The sequence below is a fragment of the Rhodophyticola porphyridii genome, from assembly GCF_003688285.1.
Lineage (GTDB): Bacteria > Pseudomonadota > Alphaproteobacteria > Rhodobacterales > Rhodobacteraceae > Rhodophyticola > Rhodophyticola porphyridii.
Genome location: NZ_RCNT01000001.1, coordinates 118,742 through 137,179, shown reverse-complemented (window position 1 = coordinate 137,179; position 18,438 = coordinate 118,742). Strand labels below are relative to the sequence as shown.

Sequence of the window (18,438 nt, the reverse complement as noted above, 5' to 3'; positions counted from 1 at the left end):
GACTGTACTCCTCATTGAAGATGTCCGACCCCGACCAGACCGGGTGACAGGACGGTGCCCGTGATCGTGTTGCGCGAGGCAAGATTGAGGATCCGCAGGCGGTCCCCTACGCCGCCGCGTTCCAGCGCGCGGCCTTCGGTGACGATCAGCAGGCCGTTTTGATTATATTGCAGCGTGACGATCTCGTTTCTGTCCACAACGGCGGGCGCCCGCAGATCCGAAGGGCGGATCGGGCGGCCCGGATAAAGATTGACACGCGCCTCCATCCCGATTGCGGAAACCGGGTCGGTTATCGCGCCGGGCACATTGCCTTCGGCCAGCCGCACGTCTGCGGGGCCGATGATAGCCTGGCTGCGGATCGTGCCATTGGCCACGAGCGTCTGGGACCAGACCTGCCCGGTAAGGCCAAGCAGAAACAGGATCAGAAGAAACCGTATCATCTCAGCGGATCTGCGTTGTGGCGCTGAGCATCTGATCTGCCGCGGTGATCACCTTGGCATTCAGCTCATAACCGCGCTGCGCCTCGATGAGGTCGGTAATCTCGCGAACCGCATCGACCGAACTGTCCTCCAGATACCCCTGCCGGAGCAAGCCGAGGCCATCCTGCCCGGGTTGACCAACAAGGGCCGGGCCCGAGGCCGCCGTCTCCACAAAGAGGTTGGAGCCGATCGCCTCCAGCCCGCGCTGGTTGGCAAAGCCCGCCAGCGTGAACTGGCCCAGCACCTCCGGCTCCACGCGGTCGGAGAAATAGGCATAGACCTCTCCGTCGGCATTGATCGAAATGCTGCGCGCATCATTCGGAATGGTGATGCCGGGCGCCACGGTGTAGCCGTCGGAGGTGACGATCAGCCCGTCGCCGGTGCGGTTCAGCCCGCCATCCCGCGTATAGGCTGGAAGGCCTGAGGGGAGCGTCACCTCAAGATACCCCAGCCCTTCGATGGCCACATCCAGATCGCCGCTTGTCTGCGACAGGCTGCCCTGGGCCACATTCACTGACACCGCCGCCGGCCGCACCCCCAGACCAAGCTGCACCCCTGCCGGTACCACGGTGCCATCGGCGGCATTTATGCTGCCCGCGCGGGTCATCTGCTGGTAATGCAGATCGGAAAACTCGGCACGCCGGGCGTTGTAGCCCGTGGTGTTCATGTTCGCGAGGTTGTTCGAGATGACCTCGACGCGCATCTGCTGTGCGCTCATGCCAGTCGCGGCGATGTTCAGGGCTCTCATATCGGCAACTCCTTGGATATCATGATCGCGCACCGACCGTGCGCAGGAAGGAGCGCATTCGCTCGTCTTCCTTGTCGAGAAAGCTCTGGCCCAGCTCATAGGAGCGCTGGACCTCGATCATGCGGGTGATCTGGCCGACCGGGTTGACATTGCTTTCCTCAAGAAAGCCCTGCAACAACGTCGCGGGCGGCGCCGGTCCCACACCGCCATCGGCGACGAATTGAACACCGGTCTGATGCCGTAGGTCATTCGGATCAACAGGCTGCCACAGGCCGATGACCGTCAGCGGCTGACCATCCGCGCTGAGCGTGCCATCCGTGGCGAGCGTTATGCTCCGCGCATCAGGGGGAATGAACACCGGCGCGCCCCCGGCATCCAACAGAAGCTGCCCATCGGGGTTGACCAGTTCCCCTTGACCATTCGGCATGAAATGCCCTGCGCGCGTCAGCGCCTCACCCTCGGCGGTCTGTATCAGGAAGAACCCGTCGCCTTCGATCGCGAAATCCAGGCTACCGCCGGTCTGTGTCAGGGCGCCCTGCTCCAGCCGGATATGGCGCCCGACGGCCGAAGCCATGGAAAGACTTTCGTGATCGGCGCCCAAAGCGGCCACATGTTCCGCAAAGACGACGCCTTCGCCACGGAACCCGGTGGTCGAGATATTCGCGATGTTGTTCGCGACGGTCTGCATTTCCCGCAAGAGACCCGACTGGCGGGTCAGCGTGGCGTAAGTCGCATTGTCCATCACATCGCCTCGATCAGCGGGACGAGGCGATCAGCGAAGTAAGAGCTCAGGCTCTCGGTCATGAATCCCATCGAAACCCAGAACACCGCGACGATTGCGGCCAGCTTGGGCACGAAGGTGAGGGTCATTTCCTGGATCGATGTCAGCGCCTGAAACAGACCCACGACAACACCGCTCAACAGGGCTACGAACAGGATTGGCGTGGAGATAACGACGGAGATCCACAGGCCCTGCCGCAAGGTATCGTAAAAGACAACATCTTCCATCAGACGGGCATCCTCAGTATCTCCTGATATGCCTCGACCACACGGTCGCGCACGGTAACGGCGGTCTGAACCGCCAGTTCTGTCTGGGCCAGCGCGGTGACCAGAGAATGCGGATCGGCACCGGTCGTCAGCGCGGCCTGGGCCATCCGCTCGCCATTTTGCACCGTGTCGGTGAAGCTCCGGATCGCCTCCGAAAACGCCTCGCCCGCATCGCTCCGCGACGGGCTGGCGCCAGGAGCCGGCCGCGTCGCGCCTTGAGCGAGACCATAACCCTGAGCGGCAAGTGAGCTGCGTACATCCATCTCGAGTTTTCCCTACCTTCAACGCCGAAGCAGATCGTTCAGCGACGATGACATCTGCCGGACCTGATCGAAGATCTTCAGGTTGGCTTCATAGCTGCGCTGCGCCTCCCGGGCGTCCGCAAGCTCGATCACCAGATCCACGTTGGACCCGGCATAATGTCCGCTTTCATCGGCCATCGGATGACTGGGGTCGTAAATCTCCGGCAACGCCGTCTGATCCAGCCGCACAGGCCCCGGGGCGACCGCGCCGGAGACCTGACCCATGCTGCGATCCGCCTGGAAGCTGATCAGCTTACGGCGGTATCCCGGCGTGTCCGCATTTGCGATGTTCTCCGAAAGATGCTGCAATCGGTGGGTCTGGCTGCGCATCCCGCTTGCTGCCACGGACAATGCTGTACTGAAATCCGTCATCGGCTTCTCCGATTACTGCTAGCGGCCCAGAGACGTCCGAAGAACGCTCAGGGCGGATTGATAGACCGTCAGCGCCCGGCTGTGGGCACGCTGCGCCTCGACCGAGCGGAGCATCTCCGCTTCGAGCGAGACCGTATTGCCGTTGGGCGAGGGCGGCCCTGCGGCATCGAATGTCGTGAAATCCATATTTCGCGCAGCCTCTGCCGCACCGCCGCCGCCACGGCGAAACGCATCCTCGAAGGCGGCGATATCCTGTGCGCGGTAGCCGGGCGTGTCCGCATTGGCCACGTTCGTTGCAGTCACGGCTTGCCGGGCCGCCGCGTGACGGGCCCGGGCCTCGGCCAGGCCAAAGATCTCAAGATTGTCGAACATCGGGGCTTCTCCCTCGTGCGCTTACACCAAGGCTTAACCGTGATTCCTTTAGAAACGGTAAGTGCAGGCCCAAGCCCCAAGGAAAATCCATGCCCCAAGATGTCTTCGAACCGCTCGTCGCGCGCATCCAGCAGGTGCGACCGTGTTACTCCGTCGGCAAGGTGGTGGAGGTGTCGACGAACGCGCTGCAAGTGGTCGGTTTGAATCGCGTTGCGGCGCTGGGAGATGTGATCGACCTGGGCGACGGGCTGAGCGGGGAGGTCGTCCGGGTCGATCCCGCCGGATGTCTGGTGATGGCCGAGGGCACCACCGCGGGCCTGCGCCTGGGCGCGCCTGCCCGCCATCTGGGGCCACGCCTGATCGCGCCGGGCAGGCATTGGATCGGGCGCGTGATAGATCCGGATGGCAGACCGATCGATGGCAGGCCGCTCTTCCCCGGAACAACAGCCCGGGCCCTGCACGCCCCGCCCCCCTCACCCACCGCACGTCGTGGGCTGGGCCGGCGGCTGGATACGGGGCTGGCCGTGTTCGATACAGTTTTGCCCCTCGCTCAAGGTCAGCGGATCGGGCTTTTCGCAGGCTCCGGCGTGGGCAAGTCGCGTCTTTTGTCGCGGCTGGCCCTTGGCGTCGGCGCCGATGTGGTGGTGATCGGGATGATCGGCGAACGTGGCCGCGAGGTGCGGGATTTTTTGGAGGATACTCTGGGTGCCGAAGGTCTGGCACGGTCCGTGGTGGTCGCGGCGACGTCGGATCGCTCGGCTCTGACCCGCGCCCGGGCGGCCCATACAATGATGACCGTGGCGGAATACTTCCGGGACCAGGGCGCGCATGTGCTGATGCTGGCCGACAGCATCACCCGTTTTGCCGAAGCGCAGCGGGAAGTCGCCGCGGCCACGGGTGAGGCCTCCAGCCTACGAGGTTTTCCACCTTCCATGGCGCAGCAGATCATGTCGCTGTGCGAACGTGCCGGTCCCGGGGCGGAGGGCCAGGGCGACATAACGGCAATCCTTTCGGTTCTCGTTGCCGGGTCGGATATGGAGGAACCTGTCGCGGATGTCATGCGCGGCGTACTTGACGGACATGTCGTGCTGGACCGGAAAATCGCGGAACGCGGGCGCTATCCGGCGGTCAGTCTGCTGCGCTCGGTCTCCCGTTCGCTTCCAGGCGTCGCGACCGAGGAGGAAAACCGGCTCATCGCGTTGGTACGCCGTTATCTGGGAGCATATGACAAGACCGAATTGATGCTTCAGGCCGGTCTTTATGCCGAAGGGCACGACCCGGTGACCGATACCGCGGTCAGGCTCTGGCCCGCGTTGGACGCCTTTCTCGCCTCAGACAGCCCGGGCGGCGCCACGGAAGCCTTCGCAATGCTACAAAGTATCTTGGAGCCGGAAGTTTCTCCTGCCGGCTGACCAAGACAAGACTCGAAAGAGCAGGCCGAACCCGATAAGGCGATCACCCATCACACGCATCATCATCGCAGGAGGGCCCGCGGCATTCTGTGCCCTCAAATCAACGGCAACGAGAGCGCCAGAGCAAAGCCTATCCAAGCGACTCAGCCAATTCAAACCGCCCCTTGCAGCAATGTGAGCGCGATGGAGGCGGGCGAATTGACGCTGGCAAAGCTGTTGAGCTGTGATCGGGTCAGATACGCCTGGATCAGCTCTTCGACCTGTTCGGGTTCACGAAACTGCGCCACGTCGGAACGGCCCAGAACCTGCTCACTCCGTTCTTCGAAGGTCTTCAACTGCCGGTCGAGATCGATCCCGCCAACGCCGGATGGCAAGCCAAACGCGGTCTCGAAAATCTTGCGCAGGGGTGGATTGCCCATGATGGTAAACCACGCCGCATCGTTGGTAAGATCTCGCTCTGCAATCTCGGGCAACTCTCGCGTCGCTGTAAGCGCCAAGCGCATATCCTCGTTCTGGGTTCCGATGGCCCTTTCGAACTCCTGCCGCTCGAATCTCGCCAGAATCCGGTCGGCAAATCCGGGCGTCCCGGATTTGGGCGGCAAAGAGGTCCCGAAGCCGAATGCTTCCGAAAAGGCGCGGTATCTCTTATCCGCCAAACGGTTCGCCAATGCATCGCCCTCGCTGACACCTTCGGCCAGAACCGTACGAATGAAGGCCTTGTTCGGCATGTCGTCCTGAAGGCCGAAGGCGCCAAGCGCCACACGCAGCAGCCGGAAATCACCAACGAGGTCATCGGCGCTTTTGACCGCGCCAATGTTTTCCCGAAAGTACGTCATGTCCCGGTCAAGAGCGGGCGATGCCGCGAAGGCCGCCGTTTGCTCCGGCAGCGTACGGCTCAGGAACGTCCAACCGGAATAGCCGGCAAATGGCACGAAAGGCTGAAAGGTCATGTGGGACCGGCGGCAAGATATCGATCTTCCCGTGGCAGCAAGGTGCGCAGCGCCTTCAGGGCCTGATATGTCTGGCCATTCACCAGATGATCGGTGGCGGCGGCCAGCTGGGCACGACTGTCAGCATCCGTGAAGACCTGGCTCAGCTGTTCCATTCCGCGCAGGATCTGCAGCTTGGCGTCTTCAAAATCCGCATCTCCGGACAGCACCAACTGCGCGATGTAGCAAACCCTTCGAACGGGTGTGTTGACCTCCTCGGGATGAATCGCATCGCGAAGACGGAGGATATGGGCGTTCGGCGTCATGATGGACAACCGCGATCTCCGGTCACCGTTTTCAACAACCGCACCATTGATCAGGACCCGTTCTTTCGGGCTCAACTTCAGGACAAGACCGCTCATGCCGCTTCCGCCTCGCCTCTCAACCCGCGCATCATGGCAGTGTTGATATCGATCAGTGGAGCCAGCGAGGCCCCCTCTTTCAGAACCTTGCGACTATGGATCATCGTGAATTCGCAGAGGTAGAATATCTGCGCTCTCAGTGCCGGTGGCAGCGCGTTTCCCTCTGTTGCCACGTCGCCTGCGAGCAGCGCCCAGAGCTGGCGGTTATCATGGATCGCCGCAGCTTTCTGGCCAACTCCGCGCGGGGAGTTTTCGGCCTGGACCATACGTGCCGTGATTTTTTCGAAAACGGCGTATTCGGTACCGCGATCTGTGCGTACCGGCGAGGCAGGCTGAGCGTAGGCGGATCTGGCCATATAGGTTGTGTTCACGAGCGAGGTTCCTTCCGGGGGTATGGGACATCGTTAACCGTTGGAGATCGCCGGGGCCGCGATGGACCCCGGCGATCCTGACTTTACCGGAAGAGCGACAGGATACTCTGCGGTGCCTGGTTGGCGATGGACAGCGACTGCGTTGCCAGCTGCTGTTGCACCTGCAATGCCTGCAACCGGGCCGAGGCCTCCTCCATATCCGCATCAACCAGCGTACCGATACCGGATTTCAGCGAGTCGATCAGCTTGCCGACAAAATCCGACTGGGTTTCGATCCGGCCCTGAGCGGAGCCGAATGACGCAGCCGCATCGATCGACGTCTGGATCATCGTTTCGATGTTGTCCAGCGCGGCGTCCGCGCCGGCATTGCTGGTCACATCAATGGAGTCGAGACCAAACAGACCACCAGAGGCCGTGCCGCCATCCATGGCGGCCGTCGCGAGGGAGAGGTCCGAACCGCTGTTGTCGATCTTCAGACTGGCCTGCCCCGTGGAGCTGTCGATGGCGACCTGGGTGGAGATGCCTTCGATGCCTGCGCTGTCGATCGCAGTTTTCAGCCCGCGAGCCACGTCCTCAAAGGTCTCCCCCTTGCCGGCAGTATAGAAATACGCCGTGCCACCGATCGACGCCTGATAGCTGTTGCCTTCGGCAACACTTGCGCCTGCGGTGAAGAAGATCTCTTCGGCACGCTGATCGATCGAACCGGTTTCGGTTGTCGTGTTCCCGGTCGTCGCGCCGTTGATCGCCTGGATATACGTGTTGCCGTCACCGCCCGAGACCGAGTCGGTGATTGCGATGTCCAAAGCTTCGAACGGTCGGGTCGACGTCACCACGATCTGGTTGGTGCTGTTGGAGGAGAAGCTGACCCCATCGAGATCGAGAGCCTGCAGACTGCTCAGCAACGCGTCACGGACATTGGTCTCGGTCTGGTCGGCAGCGGCAGAGGTATAGCCAACGCTGAGGCCCGCTACGCTGATCGTGGTCGAATCGTTCGCATCCCAGCCCGTGGTCTGGGCGAACTCGATCACGGCGGTGTTGCCCGTTGCCGAAAGGGTGCCGCCCGCATAGGTCGAGCCGCCGGCGGCATCGAGAATCTGGCCAGACAGGTCCGTGCCCCCGCTGCCGACGCCGTTAGTCCCTGCGCCCGTCCCCAGGTCTTGGCGACTGATGGTGATGTTGGACGCATTCACCGTGCTTGTGCCCGTGCGGTCCAGCGATGACAGGATGTTTACGTCATCGGTGCCCTTGACGAGGTTGAGGCCGTTGAACTGGGCCGCGCTCACCACAGAGTTGATCTGATCCCGCAGCGCCTTGATATCGGTCTGGATCTTGTCACGATCCACGTTCTGTTCCTGCGCGGCGACGATCTTGCCTTTGATTTCGGTCAACAGGTCGGTGACGGTTTCCGATGCACTGCGCGCCACGGAGACAGTCGATTCACCAAGGCTGAGGCTTTCAGAGATTGCCTTGAACCCCTTCACATCCGATTCCATCACCTTGGAGATCGACCAGACCGCGGAGTTGTCCCTGGCCGAGGCGATGGACTTTCCGGTGGAGATTTCGCCCTGCACTTTTTGCAGGTTCGCATTCACAGACTTGAGTGTCTGCAATGCAACCATTGCACTGTTATTCGTCAGAATACTGGACATGTTTTGCCCTTCCTTTTTGCGTTCATGGCACCTGTTCTGCGCCTGGATTATCCAATGCCCGAACGGGCAATTCGGAACGTCTTTCTGACGCTTGCAACCTGACCGTAGGCCGGGTCACGCCACCACTTGGTGCAGGCGCGACACTCGCGGCAAAGCTCTAACAAGCTCCTAAAGTTTCAGGTTCTTTGTCTTGGATTTTAGATGAACGACATGTGAACGAGCCTATCTGCGGCGTTCCAGGCTCGGCCGCGCGGCCCCTATCTGCGCCGTGCGTCCGGATGCATCGTAACCGGTAAAACTCACGTCCGGTTTCTGCGCCAGCATCGCGCGTGCGGCCTTCACGCCGCGCAGGGCGGCCCCCAGGAGCTCGGCATTGTGCCGGGCCGCGCGGCGCAAGCTCTGCAACGCCTCTTCGTCCGTCTCTGCAGGCGGGGTCCGCCTCAGTTGCTCAAGAGCCTGCGCCAAGGCCGGAGTGGATCTGGCAAGCCCGGCCAGATCGCCGTTACGCAGATCTTCGCCCTGTCGGGTCAGCAATGTCATCAAGGACCGGCTGCGATGGGCAAGTGTCATGACGAGCCGCCCCCCTGATGACGCGCGGCCAGCGAACGGAAGAGATTTTCTGCCAGACCGATCCCACCGCTTGCCGCCATCTGTCGCGCATGCTCGAGCCGCAGGAAAGAGGCGAACTGCTCCTCCCCCGCGCCGCCGCCGAACGCGCCGCGGGCTTCGCCGAACTTGGCCTGTTTGAGCATTTCGGCGAGAAAGCTGGCTTCCAGATCAACCGCAGCCTGACGCAACCGCGCCTCGGCGTCGGGGGGCATCGGGGACGAAGCCGTTTGCGGCTGCGACGTCACGGAAGGGGTCGGGGCTACGCTCATGGGAATACGCTCAATTCGAAACACTTCGGATCAAGCATGACCGCTGCGGGTAAAGAATTGGTAACGCGGACGAGGGATGTTGCGGGCAGTCGATCTCATTATCGGACAGCATAGAACATGCAACCGTCTCAAATCTTCCCGGCCCCGCCCGCGCCCCCTGGGTCACGTGGTACGGTCACTCCGGAAACCGCCGATGGTCAGGGTGAGAGATTTGCCGATCTGATAAAGAACGGTCAGTTGGCTATCCCGGCTCCGGGCCAGGAGGATGAAATCTGGCCGATTCAGCTGTCCGGGACCGCCCGCAAGACAATCGGTTCCGCGCCCGGTTTGCCGATGCGGGGCCAAGCCACCGAGATTGGTCAGGAGGAACTGGAGGCCCCCCCAATTCCCATCATTCAGGAAACGGTGGAGCGCCCGTTGCGAGACATGACGCAGCCGGCGGAGGCATGGCGCGCTGTCATCGGCCAGGATGAGCTACCGGCAGAGCCGCCCGCAGATACGATAGCCAGCGCCACCCTCCATGGCGTTCCCGCCAGTCAGACGCAGCCGGCTGCCACCATACGCGCCGACCGACCAAATCCTGATGTACGCGCCGCAGCCGTTCTACCTGCGAAATCTGATGCTGCGACCCGTGTTGAAAAGCGGGCAATGGCGGGGCCGCCAGCAGCGCAAGACCGCAGCATTCCCACCCCCGTCGATCTGCCGAAACCATCACCCTCGGGTCAGGTGGCCGGCGATCTGGCCACCCGGGGCCCTGCCGCCATATCCAAATCGCCGACAAATAAGTTGGCGTTACCGGAACCGGCCGAACCTCAGTACCCGAGCGCATCGACACCGAACGCGCCCAACGAGTCTGCAACACCGGCGGGCACGCGCCAGACACAGATTGGTTCAGCGGCAGGAGAGGAGATCCGGCCCGCGCAAACAGATCTCCGGCCCGCGCCGCAGACGCCACTCAACATGTCCCAGCCAGCGAAAACAGAGACTGTTCCTCTAGAAGAAGGCACATCGGAGGCTCAGCCTCCCCGGACGCGCGAGGCGGGCATTGCGCCAGCTCCTCCAACCGAGGTGAAAAATATCTCCGGCCAAATGCCGAACATCGCAGAGAGGGTGTCACAATCGGCCATCTCCGATCCTGCTCCGGTGCTGCGTCAAACCGCGCCCGCCGCGACTGAGCAGACGCCTGATCGAAAACCTGCCGGATCGGAGCCCACCCTGGCCACTAAGGGGCCTGACCGGGGTGTTCAGCCCGAACCGAAACCGTCAGGACAACGGCCGGTGGCATCCACACTACAAAACGCCATGAGCCCGTTTGCGACACCAGTTTCCAACCGGCTGCCAGTGGCGGAGCACCCGGTCGCAACCCACATCACGCCGCTGCATCTGCGCGAAGAGGTCACCGCAGGCGCCGGGCGTATCCTTGCAGAGGTCGATGTGCGGGCGCCGTCGACTACGCCGGTCACGCAAGCCTTCACGCCACCAATGTCACCGGCATCGGTCCTGCCGGCAGGTCCGTCCGGTATCAATCCGCCATTGCCTATCGGCGTTTTCCAAACCGGTCTCCCGCCCGATGAAATGCCTCTTGAGCTTGCCGCGATACCGGAGCTTGCAGCAAGCGGTACGGGCACAGGAATGCCGGTGCAGCTTACTCCGCTCGGCCCATCCGCACCTCAGGCCGCCACCGCGCAAAGCGCGGCCGCTCAGATGGCCTCGGCGATGCAGGCACAGCCCGGCGCCCGAATGCCCGATCAGCCGATCGAGATCGCCCTCGACCCGCCGGAACTGGGCCGTGTGCGCATGGTTTTCAGCCATGTGGACGGGGCACTGGTGCTGGCAATCACGGCCGACCGGCCCGAAACGCTCGACCTGATGCGGCGGCATGCGGACCTTCTGGCCCGCGAATTCTCCGATGCAGGTCTTGGCGGCACGGCGTTCAGCTTTCAGGGCCAGCAGAACGGAAACAGTTCGAAAACGGAACACAAACCCAACCGCACGGCCGGATTCGGTGAGCCCTCCGCCGCAACCGGCCCGCAACCCGGGCCCGGCCCGCACGCCCATGACGGTGCGCTGGACCTGCGCCTTTAGAAAGGAGATCGCGCCATGGATGTCATCCAGACCGCACAACAACGCGCCAACACACCGCCGCTCAGCTCTGCCGAGCCTGAAACCGGATCCATGATCAATTCGGATTTTCAGACATTTCTGACCATGCTGACCACACAGATGGAAAACCAGGATCCGCTGAATCCTATGGAATCCACGGATTTCGCCACGCAGCTCGCCACCTTCTCGGGCGTCGAACAACAGGTTCGCACCAACGAGCTTCTGGGCGATCTGCAAACCGGAATGACGATGATGAGCATGGGCCAACTCAGCGGCTGGGTCGGGATGGACGCACGCGCGGAGATGCCGGTGGCGTTCACCGGCAGCCCCATCACCCTCGCCGCCCCGCCGCACGACCTTGCCGACCGGATGGAACTGGTGGTACGGAACGAGGCGGGCAGCGAAGTGCAGCGCCTGAACCTCACCATCAGCGATGATCCCTTCACCTGGGCCGGGGTTGGCCCCGACGGCGGCCCGCTGCCCGAGGGTATCTACAGCTTCACCACCGAAGCGTTTGCCGATGACACCCTGCTGGAAGAGCGCCCCGCGCAAGCCTATGCCCGTGTGGAGGAGGCCATGATTCGAGATGAGCAAACATGGCTGAACATGTCTGGCGGGATCAGCATCCCGGCCGATCTGGTCCAGGGCATCCGCAATCCGTAAAGGGCCGGGAAACACCGGCCAGCCTACGACCGCGTCCCAGCCGCTCCGCTACGACAGCAGCGCCAGCAATCCCGCGCCCGCCAGGAGGCCTATCGCCGCGAACAGCGCCCGGTCCGGCCAGCGGGACGGCGCGGGGTCCGGTCGCGGGGCGTTTTGCGCCAGCAGCGCCGCCTCAGCCAGTTGCGGCAGGCGCGGGCCGAAGCGCGACAACACGCGCGCAGTTTTCAGCAAATCCGAGACCAGCGCCTTCGGGCCTATGTTGCGGGTGATGTAATCTTCCACCACCGGGCGCGCCACGTCCCAGATGTTGATATTCGGATCAAGGGATCGCGCCACCCCCTCGACCACCACCATGGTGCGTTGCAGCAGGATCAGCTCGGTCCGCGTTTCCATGCCGAACTGCTCTGTCACATCGAACAGATAGGCCAGCAACCGCGCCATGGAGATACGGCTGGCATCCATCCCGAAAATCGGCTCTCCGACGCTGCGGAGCGCCTGCGCGAACTCGTCGATATCGCGATCCGAGGGGACATATCCGGCCTCGAAATGCACCTCGGCCACGCGGCGATAATCCTTGCGAATGAAACCCATCAGGATCTCCGCATAGACCCGGCGGGTATATTCATCGAGCCGACCCATGATGCCGAAATCAAGTGCCACGATATCGCCCGTCGGCCCGACCTTCAGATTGCCCTGATGCATATCCGCATGGAAAAACCCGTCGCGCAGCGCATGGGTCAGGAACATTTGCAAGGTTCGCGAGGCAATCGCTTTTCGATCATGCCCGGCGGCGATTACCGCCTCGGTGTCGCCATAGGGAATGCCCTTGGCCCAGCCAAGCGTCAGCACCTGACGGGAGCACAGAAACCACTCCACCGGCGGCACGGTGAAGCCCTCGTCCCGGGCCGTGTTTGCGGCGAACTCGCCGGCCGCCGCCGCTTCGATCCGCAGATCCAGCTCGCGCAGGACAACCCCTTCGAAATGCGCGACAACGTCATTGGGTCGCAACCGCCGCGAGTTGGGGGACAAGGTCTCCACCAGCCAGGCAATCAAATAGAAGGCGTCGATATCCTTGCGGAAGGCACGCTCGATGTTCGGGCGCAGCACCTTGACAGCCACCTCCTGCCCGGTCCCCACGAGGCGCGCCCGATGGACCTGCGCGATGGAGGCCGCCGCGACCGGTTCGGAAAACTCGGAAAACATCTGCGCGACGGGCATTTCCAGTTCCCGCGCCACGACCTGCTTGGCGCGTTCGGTCGGAAATGGCGGCAGCTTGTCCTGCAAAACCCGCAATTGCGTCGCCAGTTCCCCGCCCACCACGTCGGGCCTGGTAGATAGGATCTGGCCGAATTTGATGTAGGCCGGGCCAAGCGCTGTCAGCGCCCGCGTCACCGGCGGCAGATTGGTGTCGCCCTTCAGGCCAAGCCAGGCAAAGGGCCAGCCCAGGACACGCGCCGCGATCCGCAGGCTGCGCGGCGCATCCAGTGCCTCCAGCGCGACACGCATCGCACCCGTCCGCTCGAATGTGGCGCCGGTGCGGATCACGCGCCAGATGTTGTGGGGGCCTCGCATCGGTTAGATTTTCCACCCCGAATGCAGTGCCGCGATACCCATGCTGAGATTGCGGTATTTCACCTGGTCGAACCCGGCCTGCCGGATCATCCCGGCAAACACCTCCTGCTCGGGAAAGTTGCGGATCGACTCGACGAGATACTGATAGCTGTCCCGGTCATTCGCAACCATCTGCCCCATGCGCGGGATCACGTTGAAGGAATAGAGATCGTAGAGTTTCTGAAGCCCCTCATTGGGCAACTGGCTGAATTCCAGCACCATCAGGCGGCCTCCCGGCTTCAGGACGCGAAACGCCTCGGCCAGGGCATCGGGGATGCGGGTCACGTTTCTTATGCCGAAGCTGATCGTGTAGACATCGAAGCTGTTCGCCTCGAAGGGCAAGGCCATGGCATCGCCCACGACCCAGCCGAGCTTTTCCGCCAGTTGCGCGGCTTCGGCCCGCTTCTGCCCCTCCAGCAGCATCGATTCCGTCATATCCAGCACTGTCGCCCCGGCCCCGGGTGCGCGTTTGAGAAACCGGAAGGCGATATCGCCGGTACCGCCCGCCACATCCAGCAGGGATTGCCCGTCGCGCGGGGCCAGCCAATCCATCATCGCATCTTTCCACACCCGGTGGATGCCGACCGACATAACATCGTTCATCACGTCATAGCGCGAAGCGACATTGGTAAAGACGCCATGGACCATGCCCGCCTTGTCATCCTCGCCCACGGTCTGGAACCCGAAATGGGTAGTGCGGGTGTCGTTCTCGCTCATGGGCTCTTGCCCTCCTGATCGGTCTGCCCTTGTAATGGTGGGCTCTGCCCCCGCGGATACACCGCCCGCCCCACACAAGGAAAGCCCGCTTTGCCCGAACTTCCAGAGGTCGAGACAGTGCGTCGCGGGCTGGCCCCTGTGATGGAGCATGTCCGGATCGTGCGGGCCGAGGCGCGCAGGCCCGATCTGCGCTGGCCGCTGCCGCCGGATATGGCTACCCGGCTAAGGGACGCGACGGTCACGGCCCTGCGGCGTCGCTCGAAATACATCCTGGCCGATCTCGACACCGGCGAAACGCTGATCATCCATCTGGGCATGTCGGGCCGGATGCTGATCTCGGGGGATGCCGGGCAGAGCGTTCCGGGGCAGTTTCATCACAGCCACCCGCTGCCGGAAAAGCATGACCATGTGGTAATCGACATGGCAAATGGCGTGCGGGTGACCTTCAACGACGCAAGGCGTTTCGGCGCCATGGACCTGACCGCCACCGCTGATCTGGACTCGCATTGGCTTCTGGCCGGTCTGGGCCCCGAGCCGCTTGGCAACCGGTTCAACGAAACCTATCTCGCCGAACGCCTGAGCGGGCGCAGAACCCCGATCAAGACCGCGCTGCTGGATCAGCGTATCATTGCCGGTCTGGGCAATATCTATGTCTGCGAGGCGCTTCACCGGGCAAGGATTTCGCCAAAACGTCTGGCGGGCCGGATCTCGGCGGCGCGCATCGCGGGGCTGGTTCCGGTGATCCGCGATGTCATCTCTGAAGCGATCGAAGCCGGCGGCTCCTCGCTGCGCGATCACCGGCAGACCAACGGCGAACTCGGGTATTTTCAACATAACTTTCGGGTGTATGACAGGGCAGGCGAGCCCTGCTCAACCCCCGGATGTCACGGGAAAATCCGCCGGATCGTGCAATCCGGACGATCCTCTTTTTACTGCGCATCATGTCAAAGATAGCTTGAACCCGCGCATCAGACTGCTAACCCTAACGCCTTAAGTTGAACAACCAGAGGCGCCCGCCCGCATGGCCTATGAGACCCTGATCGTCGATATCGAAGATCATATTGCCCTGATCAAGCTGAACCGTCCCGACGCGATGAACGCGCTCAACAGTCAGCTTCTGGGGGAGCTGTCGAAAGCACTGAAAGCCGTCGAGCAGAATGACAAGGTTCGCGTCATCGTGCTGACGGGATCGGACAAGGCTTTCGCCGCCGGCGCCGATATCAAGGAGATGTCAACCAAGACCTTCGTCGAGGCCTTCACCGACAATCTGTTCGGCGACGAGGCCGACCAGATCCTGAAATGCCGCAAACCGATCATAGCCGCCGTGGCGGGATATGCGCTTGGCGGCGGATGCGAACTGGCGATGATGTGCGATTTCATCATTGCCGCCGACACCGCCAAATTCGGCCAGCCCGAGATCAATCTGGGCACCGTCGCCGGCATCGGCGGAACCCAGCGCCTTACCCGGTTCGTGGGCAAGTCGAAATCCATGGACATGCATCTGACCGGCCGGTTCATGACCGCCGAAGAAGCCGAGCGTTCGGGTCTCGTGTCCCGGGTGGTGCCCGCCAAGAAACTCATGGATGAGGCGATGGGAGCCGCGGCCAAGATCGCCGAGAAATCGGCGCTGACCGCCATGGCCGTGAAGGAAGCGGTCAATCGCAGCTACGAAACGACACTGCGCGAAGGTCTGCTTTTCGAGCGTCGCCTGTTCCACGCACTTTTCGCGACCGAGGATCAGAAAGAGGGCATGGCCGCCTTTCTGGAAAAACGCGAGGCGCAATTCCGCGACAAGTAGGGCTTGGTCGGCATCGGCGGTGATGGCGCAACGCCCGGGCCGCTCCGGGCCGGCCGCGAAACCTCTTCCCTTCGCGGCGCGAATCCCTTAGATGCCCCCGATACATGCGCGTGAGGCCCGCTCTGGCCAGATTTGCCCGGTTCGCAAACCCTGGGTGTGGTCTCGTTGCGCGACAGATATTCAACAGACCCATCCGAAGGGAAACCGATATGGCAAATTCGCCTCAAGCCAAGAAACGCGCCCGTCAGAACGAGCGCCGCTTCGCCATAAACAAAGCCCGCCGCTCGCGGATCCGCACCTACCTGCGCAAAGTCGAGGAAGCGATCGCCTCCGGCGATCAGGCCGCTGCGCAAACCGCCCTGCGCGAGGCCCAGCCCGAATTGATGCGGGGCGTCACCAAAGGGGTGTTGCACAAGAACACCGTCGCACGGAAAATGTCGCGGCTATCCGCTCGCGTTAAGGCGCTTGGCGCCTGATAAAGCGATTGGTTAACCCTTGTTTTAAAGGCGCTCCGACAGGGGCGCTTTTTTTTGTGATCAAAATATGATGTCGGATCAAGGCGCTAAATTCCCACACCCAGATTCGATTGCCGGAATGGCCGGAGTCAAGCACGAAGAGATGTTGCGAGGCGTCCCGGACTCCCGCTAGCTTGCCCTTGTGATTCAGATTGTCTGGGGGGACAGAACGGATGGGAACGGGCCTTGGACGGGCATCCAGACGCTTCGGCGGATTGATGTTCGGTGGTGTTTTTCAAACACCGGTCAGGGTTCCCCATCGGCATGATGACAGCGGCCGGACGGGCATATGTCGGTCGCTCTGAAATGTCGTCTCACGGCTGGAAGGCGCTTGTCGCCCAAGGTCAGGTGAGGCCAGCGATGTCTCAGTACCCGCAGAGCGTCAAAGCGCTGCAAGCACGTGTCAGGGTTCCGGTGTTTTCGGGCCTTGATCGTTAGTTCGGGCTTTGTCGTGAGGTCTGTGCCATTGGCATGGACCGTTGTAGACGTGATCCGGCGATTGGGCATGATGCTTTTGCATCAATGTCGCCGGGTTTTGTCGCAGACCGTCAGATCACACGTGAACGCATAACAGAGCCGTCCGGCGGGGCGGCTCGCGGGTTGGCTTGGCAGCGATCCGATAACAAAAAGACGGGTATAAAATGACTGATGAAACCTGGGGACATGTCCGCGGCGAATTGATGAAGTCGATTGGGAAGAACAATTTTTCAGCCTGGATCGAACCGATTACCTTCCACAGTTTTGAAGATGGCATTGTCCGCTTTCTTGTTCCCGCAAAATTCATCGGCTCATGGGTGTCGCAGAACTTTGGCGACGTGATCCTCCGTCATCTGATTTCCGCCGGGGTCGGCGCGGACCGGATCGAATTCACCGTCGATCCCGCCGCCAAGGCAAAACCCGCCCCACATTCCGCAGACACGGCGCCCGATGCCATCCCGTCGCCGGAGCCCGTCAATGTGGGTGGCAATAATGGCAACGGCAACGGGCTGCTCAACGCATCGCTCAACCAGAACTTCACGTTCGATGCATTCGTTGTGGGCAAGCCGAACGAGTTGGCCCATGCCGCGGCCCGGCGCGTGGCAGAAGGCGGCCCGGTCTCCTTCAATCCGCTGTTTCTTTACGGCGGCGTCGGTCTCGGCAAGACGCATCTGATGCATGCCATCGCGTGGGAGCTGCAGACCCGCCAGCCTCAGTTGCGTATTCTTTACGTTTCGGCCGAGCAGTTCATGTATCGCTTCGTCCGCGCGCTTCGCGAAAAGGACACGATCGGCTTCAAAGAGATGTTCCGCTCGGTCGATGTGCTGATGGTCGACGACGTTCAGTTCATCGCCGGAAAGAACTCCACACAGGAAGAGTTTTTCCACACGTTCAATGCCTTGATCGAGATGGGCAAGCAAATCGTGATCTCCGGGGACCGGGCTCCGGTGGATATGGAGAATCTCGACAACCGCATCGCCTCACGGCTGGCCTGCGGCCTTGTCGTCGATCTCCACCCCACCGATTACGAGTTGCGGCTGGGCATCCTGCAAACCAAGGCGGAGACGTATCGCGAACGCTATCCCAAACTGCAGATCGCTCCGGGCGTTCTGGAATTCGTGGCGCACCGCATCTCAACCAATGTCCGGGTGCTCGAAGGCGCGCTGACCCGGCTTTTCGCCTTTGCCGATCTGATCGGGTCCGAGATCACCATGGATCTGACCCAGGAATGCCTGTCCGACATCCTGCGCGCGACCGACCGCAAGGTGACAATGGACGAAATCGTCAAGAAGGTGTGCGAGCACTACCATATCCGTCAGGCGGATCTGCTTGGACCCAGCCGTGCGCGCAACAATGCACGCCCCCGGCAGATGGCGATGTATCTTTGCAAAAAGCTGACCACGCGGTCCCTGCCCGAGATCGGGCTCAAGCTGGGCCGACGCGATCACACGACCATCCTGCACGGCGTCCGCAAGATCGAGGAACTGATGGCCGTCGACAGCCAGATCGCCGAGGATGCGGAGTTGCTGCGCCGGATGCTGGAGGCGTAGCGCCTTTCGGCGCGCGCGCCCGG

22 protein-coding genes are annotated in these 18,438 nt (G+C 62.2%); 7 read left to right on the top strand and 15 right to left on the bottom strand.

The window, feature by feature from the left end:
- Positions 1–11 precede the first annotated feature (11 nt).
- Genes flgA through D9R08_RS00665 form a run of 7 tightly spaced genes read right to left on the bottom strand, consistent with a single transcriptional unit; the run spans position 12 to position 3,320 of the window.
- Positions 12–440 carry a flagellar basal body P-ring formation chaperone FlgA gene (flgA, locus tag D9R08_RS00695; RefSeq protein WP_121896093.1) on the bottom strand — a complete coding sequence of 143 codons (429 nt, stop codon included), beginning with the start codon at positions 438–440 and terminating at the stop codon, positions 12–14.
- 1 nt (position 441) lies between these two features.
- Positions 442–1,227: a flagellar basal-body rod protein FlgG gene (flgG, locus tag D9R08_RS00690; RefSeq protein WP_121896092.1), complete on the bottom strand. Its 786-nt coding sequence runs from the start codon at positions 1,225–1,227 to the stop codon at positions 442–444.
- 19 nt (positions 1,228–1,246) lie between these two features.
- Positions 1,247–1,969, bottom strand: coding sequence for a flagellar hook-basal body complex protein (locus D9R08_RS00685; protein WP_121896091.1), 723 nt, complete (start codon positions 1,967–1,969; stop codon positions 1,247–1,249).
- Positions 1,969–2,235 (bottom strand): flagellar biosynthetic protein FliQ, encoded by a 267-nt coding sequence (locus tag D9R08_RS00680; RefSeq protein ID WP_407690582.1) that lies wholly within the window; start codon positions 2,233–2,235, stop codon positions 1,969–1,971. The genes D9R08_RS00685 and D9R08_RS00680 overlap by 1 nt, the downstream gene beginning before the upstream one ends.
- Entirely contained in the window at positions 2,235–2,537 is a 303-nt protein-coding gene (gene fliE / locus D9R08_RS00675) for a flagellar hook-basal body complex protein FliE (RefSeq protein WP_121896090.1), read from the bottom strand. Before fliE ends, D9R08_RS00680 begins: the two co-directional genes overlap by 1 nt.
- 18 nt (positions 2,538–2,555) lie before the next feature.
- Positions 2,556–2,948, bottom strand: a complete 393-nt coding sequence (flgC, locus tag D9R08_RS00670; protein WP_121896089.1) for a flagellar basal body rod protein FlgC — start codon at positions 2,946–2,948, stop codon at positions 2,556–2,558.
- Positions 2,949–2,966: 18 nt separating this feature from the next.
- Positions 2,967–3,320 (bottom strand): FlgB family protein, encoded by a 354-nt coding sequence (locus D9R08_RS00665; protein ID WP_121896088.1) that lies wholly within the window; start codon positions 3,318–3,320, stop codon positions 2,967–2,969.
- 89 nt (positions 3,321–3,409) lie between these two features.
- Here D9R08_RS00665 and D9R08_RS00660 point away from each other — a divergent pair, with 89 nt between their 5' ends.
- Entirely contained in the window at positions 3,410–4,732 is a 1,323-nt protein-coding gene (locus tag D9R08_RS00660) for a FliI/YscN family ATPase (RefSeq protein ID WP_121896087.1), read from the top strand.
- 152 nt (positions 4,733–4,884) lie between these two features.
- On the opposite strand, the gene D9R08_RS00655 is transcribed toward D9R08_RS00660, so the two are convergent.
- The 6 genes from D9R08_RS00655 to D9R08_RS00630 form a co-directional block, all read right to left on the bottom strand.
- Positions 4,885–5,682, bottom strand: a complete 798-nt coding sequence (locus tag D9R08_RS00655) for a DUF1217 domain-containing protein (RefSeq protein WP_121896086.1) — start codon at positions 5,680–5,682, stop codon at positions 4,885–4,887.
- Positions 5,679–6,083 (bottom strand): flagellar biosynthesis repressor FlbT, encoded by a 405-nt coding sequence (gene flbT, locus D9R08_RS00650; protein ID WP_121896085.1) that lies wholly within the window; start codon positions 6,081–6,083, stop codon positions 5,679–5,681. The genes D9R08_RS00655 and flbT overlap by 4 nt, the downstream gene beginning before the upstream one ends.
- A complete protein-coding gene (gene flaF, locus D9R08_RS00645) occupies positions 6,080–6,454 on the bottom strand; it encodes a flagellar biosynthesis regulator FlaF (RefSeq protein WP_233557148.1) in 375 nt (124 codons plus the stop codon). Before flaF ends, flbT begins: the two co-directional genes overlap by 4 nt.
- Before the next feature lie 83 nt (positions 6,455–6,537).
- Positions 6,538–8,103, bottom strand: a complete 1,566-nt coding sequence (locus D9R08_RS00640) for a flagellin N-terminal helical domain-containing protein (RefSeq protein WP_121896084.1) — start codon at positions 8,101–8,103, stop codon at positions 6,538–6,540.
- 222 nt (positions 8,104–8,325) lie between these two features.
- Entirely contained in the window at positions 8,326–8,643 is a 318-nt protein-coding gene (locus tag D9R08_RS00635) for a hypothetical protein (protein WP_158598900.1), read from the bottom strand.
- Positions 8,644–8,669: 26 nt separating this feature from the next.
- Positions 8,670–8,924, bottom strand: a complete 255-nt coding sequence (locus D9R08_RS00630; protein WP_121896082.1) for a rod-binding protein — start codon at positions 8,922–8,924, stop codon at positions 8,670–8,672.
- A 1,359-nt stretch (positions 8,925–10,283) separates the two neighbouring features.
- Between D9R08_RS00630 and fliK the strand changes: the two genes are divergently transcribed.
- Both fliK and D9R08_RS00620 read left to right on the top strand, forming a co-directional pair.
- Positions 10,284–11,066 carry a flagellar hook-length control protein FliK gene (gene fliK, locus D9R08_RS19010; RefSeq protein ID WP_158598899.1) on the top strand — a complete coding sequence of 261 codons (783 nt, stop codon included), beginning with the start codon at positions 10,284–10,286 and terminating at the stop codon, positions 11,064–11,066.
- A gap of 15 nt (positions 11,067–11,081) precedes the next feature.
- Positions 11,082–11,747 (top strand): flagellar hook capping FlgD N-terminal domain-containing protein, encoded by a 666-nt coding sequence (locus D9R08_RS00620; RefSeq protein ID WP_121896080.1) that lies wholly within the window; start codon positions 11,082–11,084, stop codon positions 11,745–11,747.
- 48 nt (positions 11,748–11,795) lie between these two features.
- On the opposite strand, the gene ubiB is transcribed toward D9R08_RS00620, so the two are convergent.
- Positions 11,796–13,319: a 2-polyprenylphenol 6-hydroxylase gene (ubiB, locus tag D9R08_RS00615; RefSeq protein WP_121896079.1), complete on the bottom strand. Its 1,524-nt coding sequence runs from the start codon at positions 13,317–13,319 to the stop codon at positions 11,796–11,798.
- A gap of 3 nt (positions 13,320–13,322) precedes the next feature.
- Complete coding sequence (gene ubiE / locus D9R08_RS00610; protein WP_121896078.1) at positions 13,323–14,075, bottom strand: bifunctional demethylmenaquinone methyltransferase/2-methoxy-6-polyprenyl-1,4-benzoquinol methylase UbiE; 753 nt, start codon at positions 14,073–14,075, stop codon at positions 13,323–13,325.
- Positions 14,076–14,165: 90 nt separating this feature from the next.
- Here ubiE and mutM point away from each other — a divergent pair, with 90 nt between their 5' ends.
- From mutM to dnaA, 4 genes are all read left to right on the top strand, one after another.
- Positions 14,166–15,029, top strand: coding sequence for a bifunctional DNA-formamidopyrimidine glycosylase/DNA-(apurinic or apyrimidinic site) lyase (gene mutM / locus D9R08_RS00605; RefSeq protein ID WP_121896077.1), 864 nt, complete (start codon positions 14,166–14,168; stop codon positions 15,027–15,029).
- Between the two features lie 67 nt (positions 15,030–15,096).
- Complete coding sequence (locus D9R08_RS00600; protein ID WP_121896076.1) at positions 15,097–15,873, top strand: enoyl-CoA hydratase; 777 nt, start codon at positions 15,097–15,099, stop codon at positions 15,871–15,873.
- A gap of 209 nt (positions 15,874–16,082) precedes the next feature.
- Positions 16,083–16,349, top strand: coding sequence for a 30S ribosomal protein S20 (rpsT, locus tag D9R08_RS00595; protein WP_121896075.1), 267 nt, complete (start codon positions 16,083–16,085; stop codon positions 16,347–16,349).
- Positions 16,350–17,029: 680 nt separating this feature from the next.
- A complete protein-coding gene (dnaA, locus tag D9R08_RS00590) occupies positions 17,030–18,415 on the top strand; it encodes a chromosomal replication initiator protein DnaA (protein WP_121896074.1) in 1,386 nt (461 codons plus the stop codon).
- Positions 18,416–18,438: the final 23 nt, after the last annotated feature.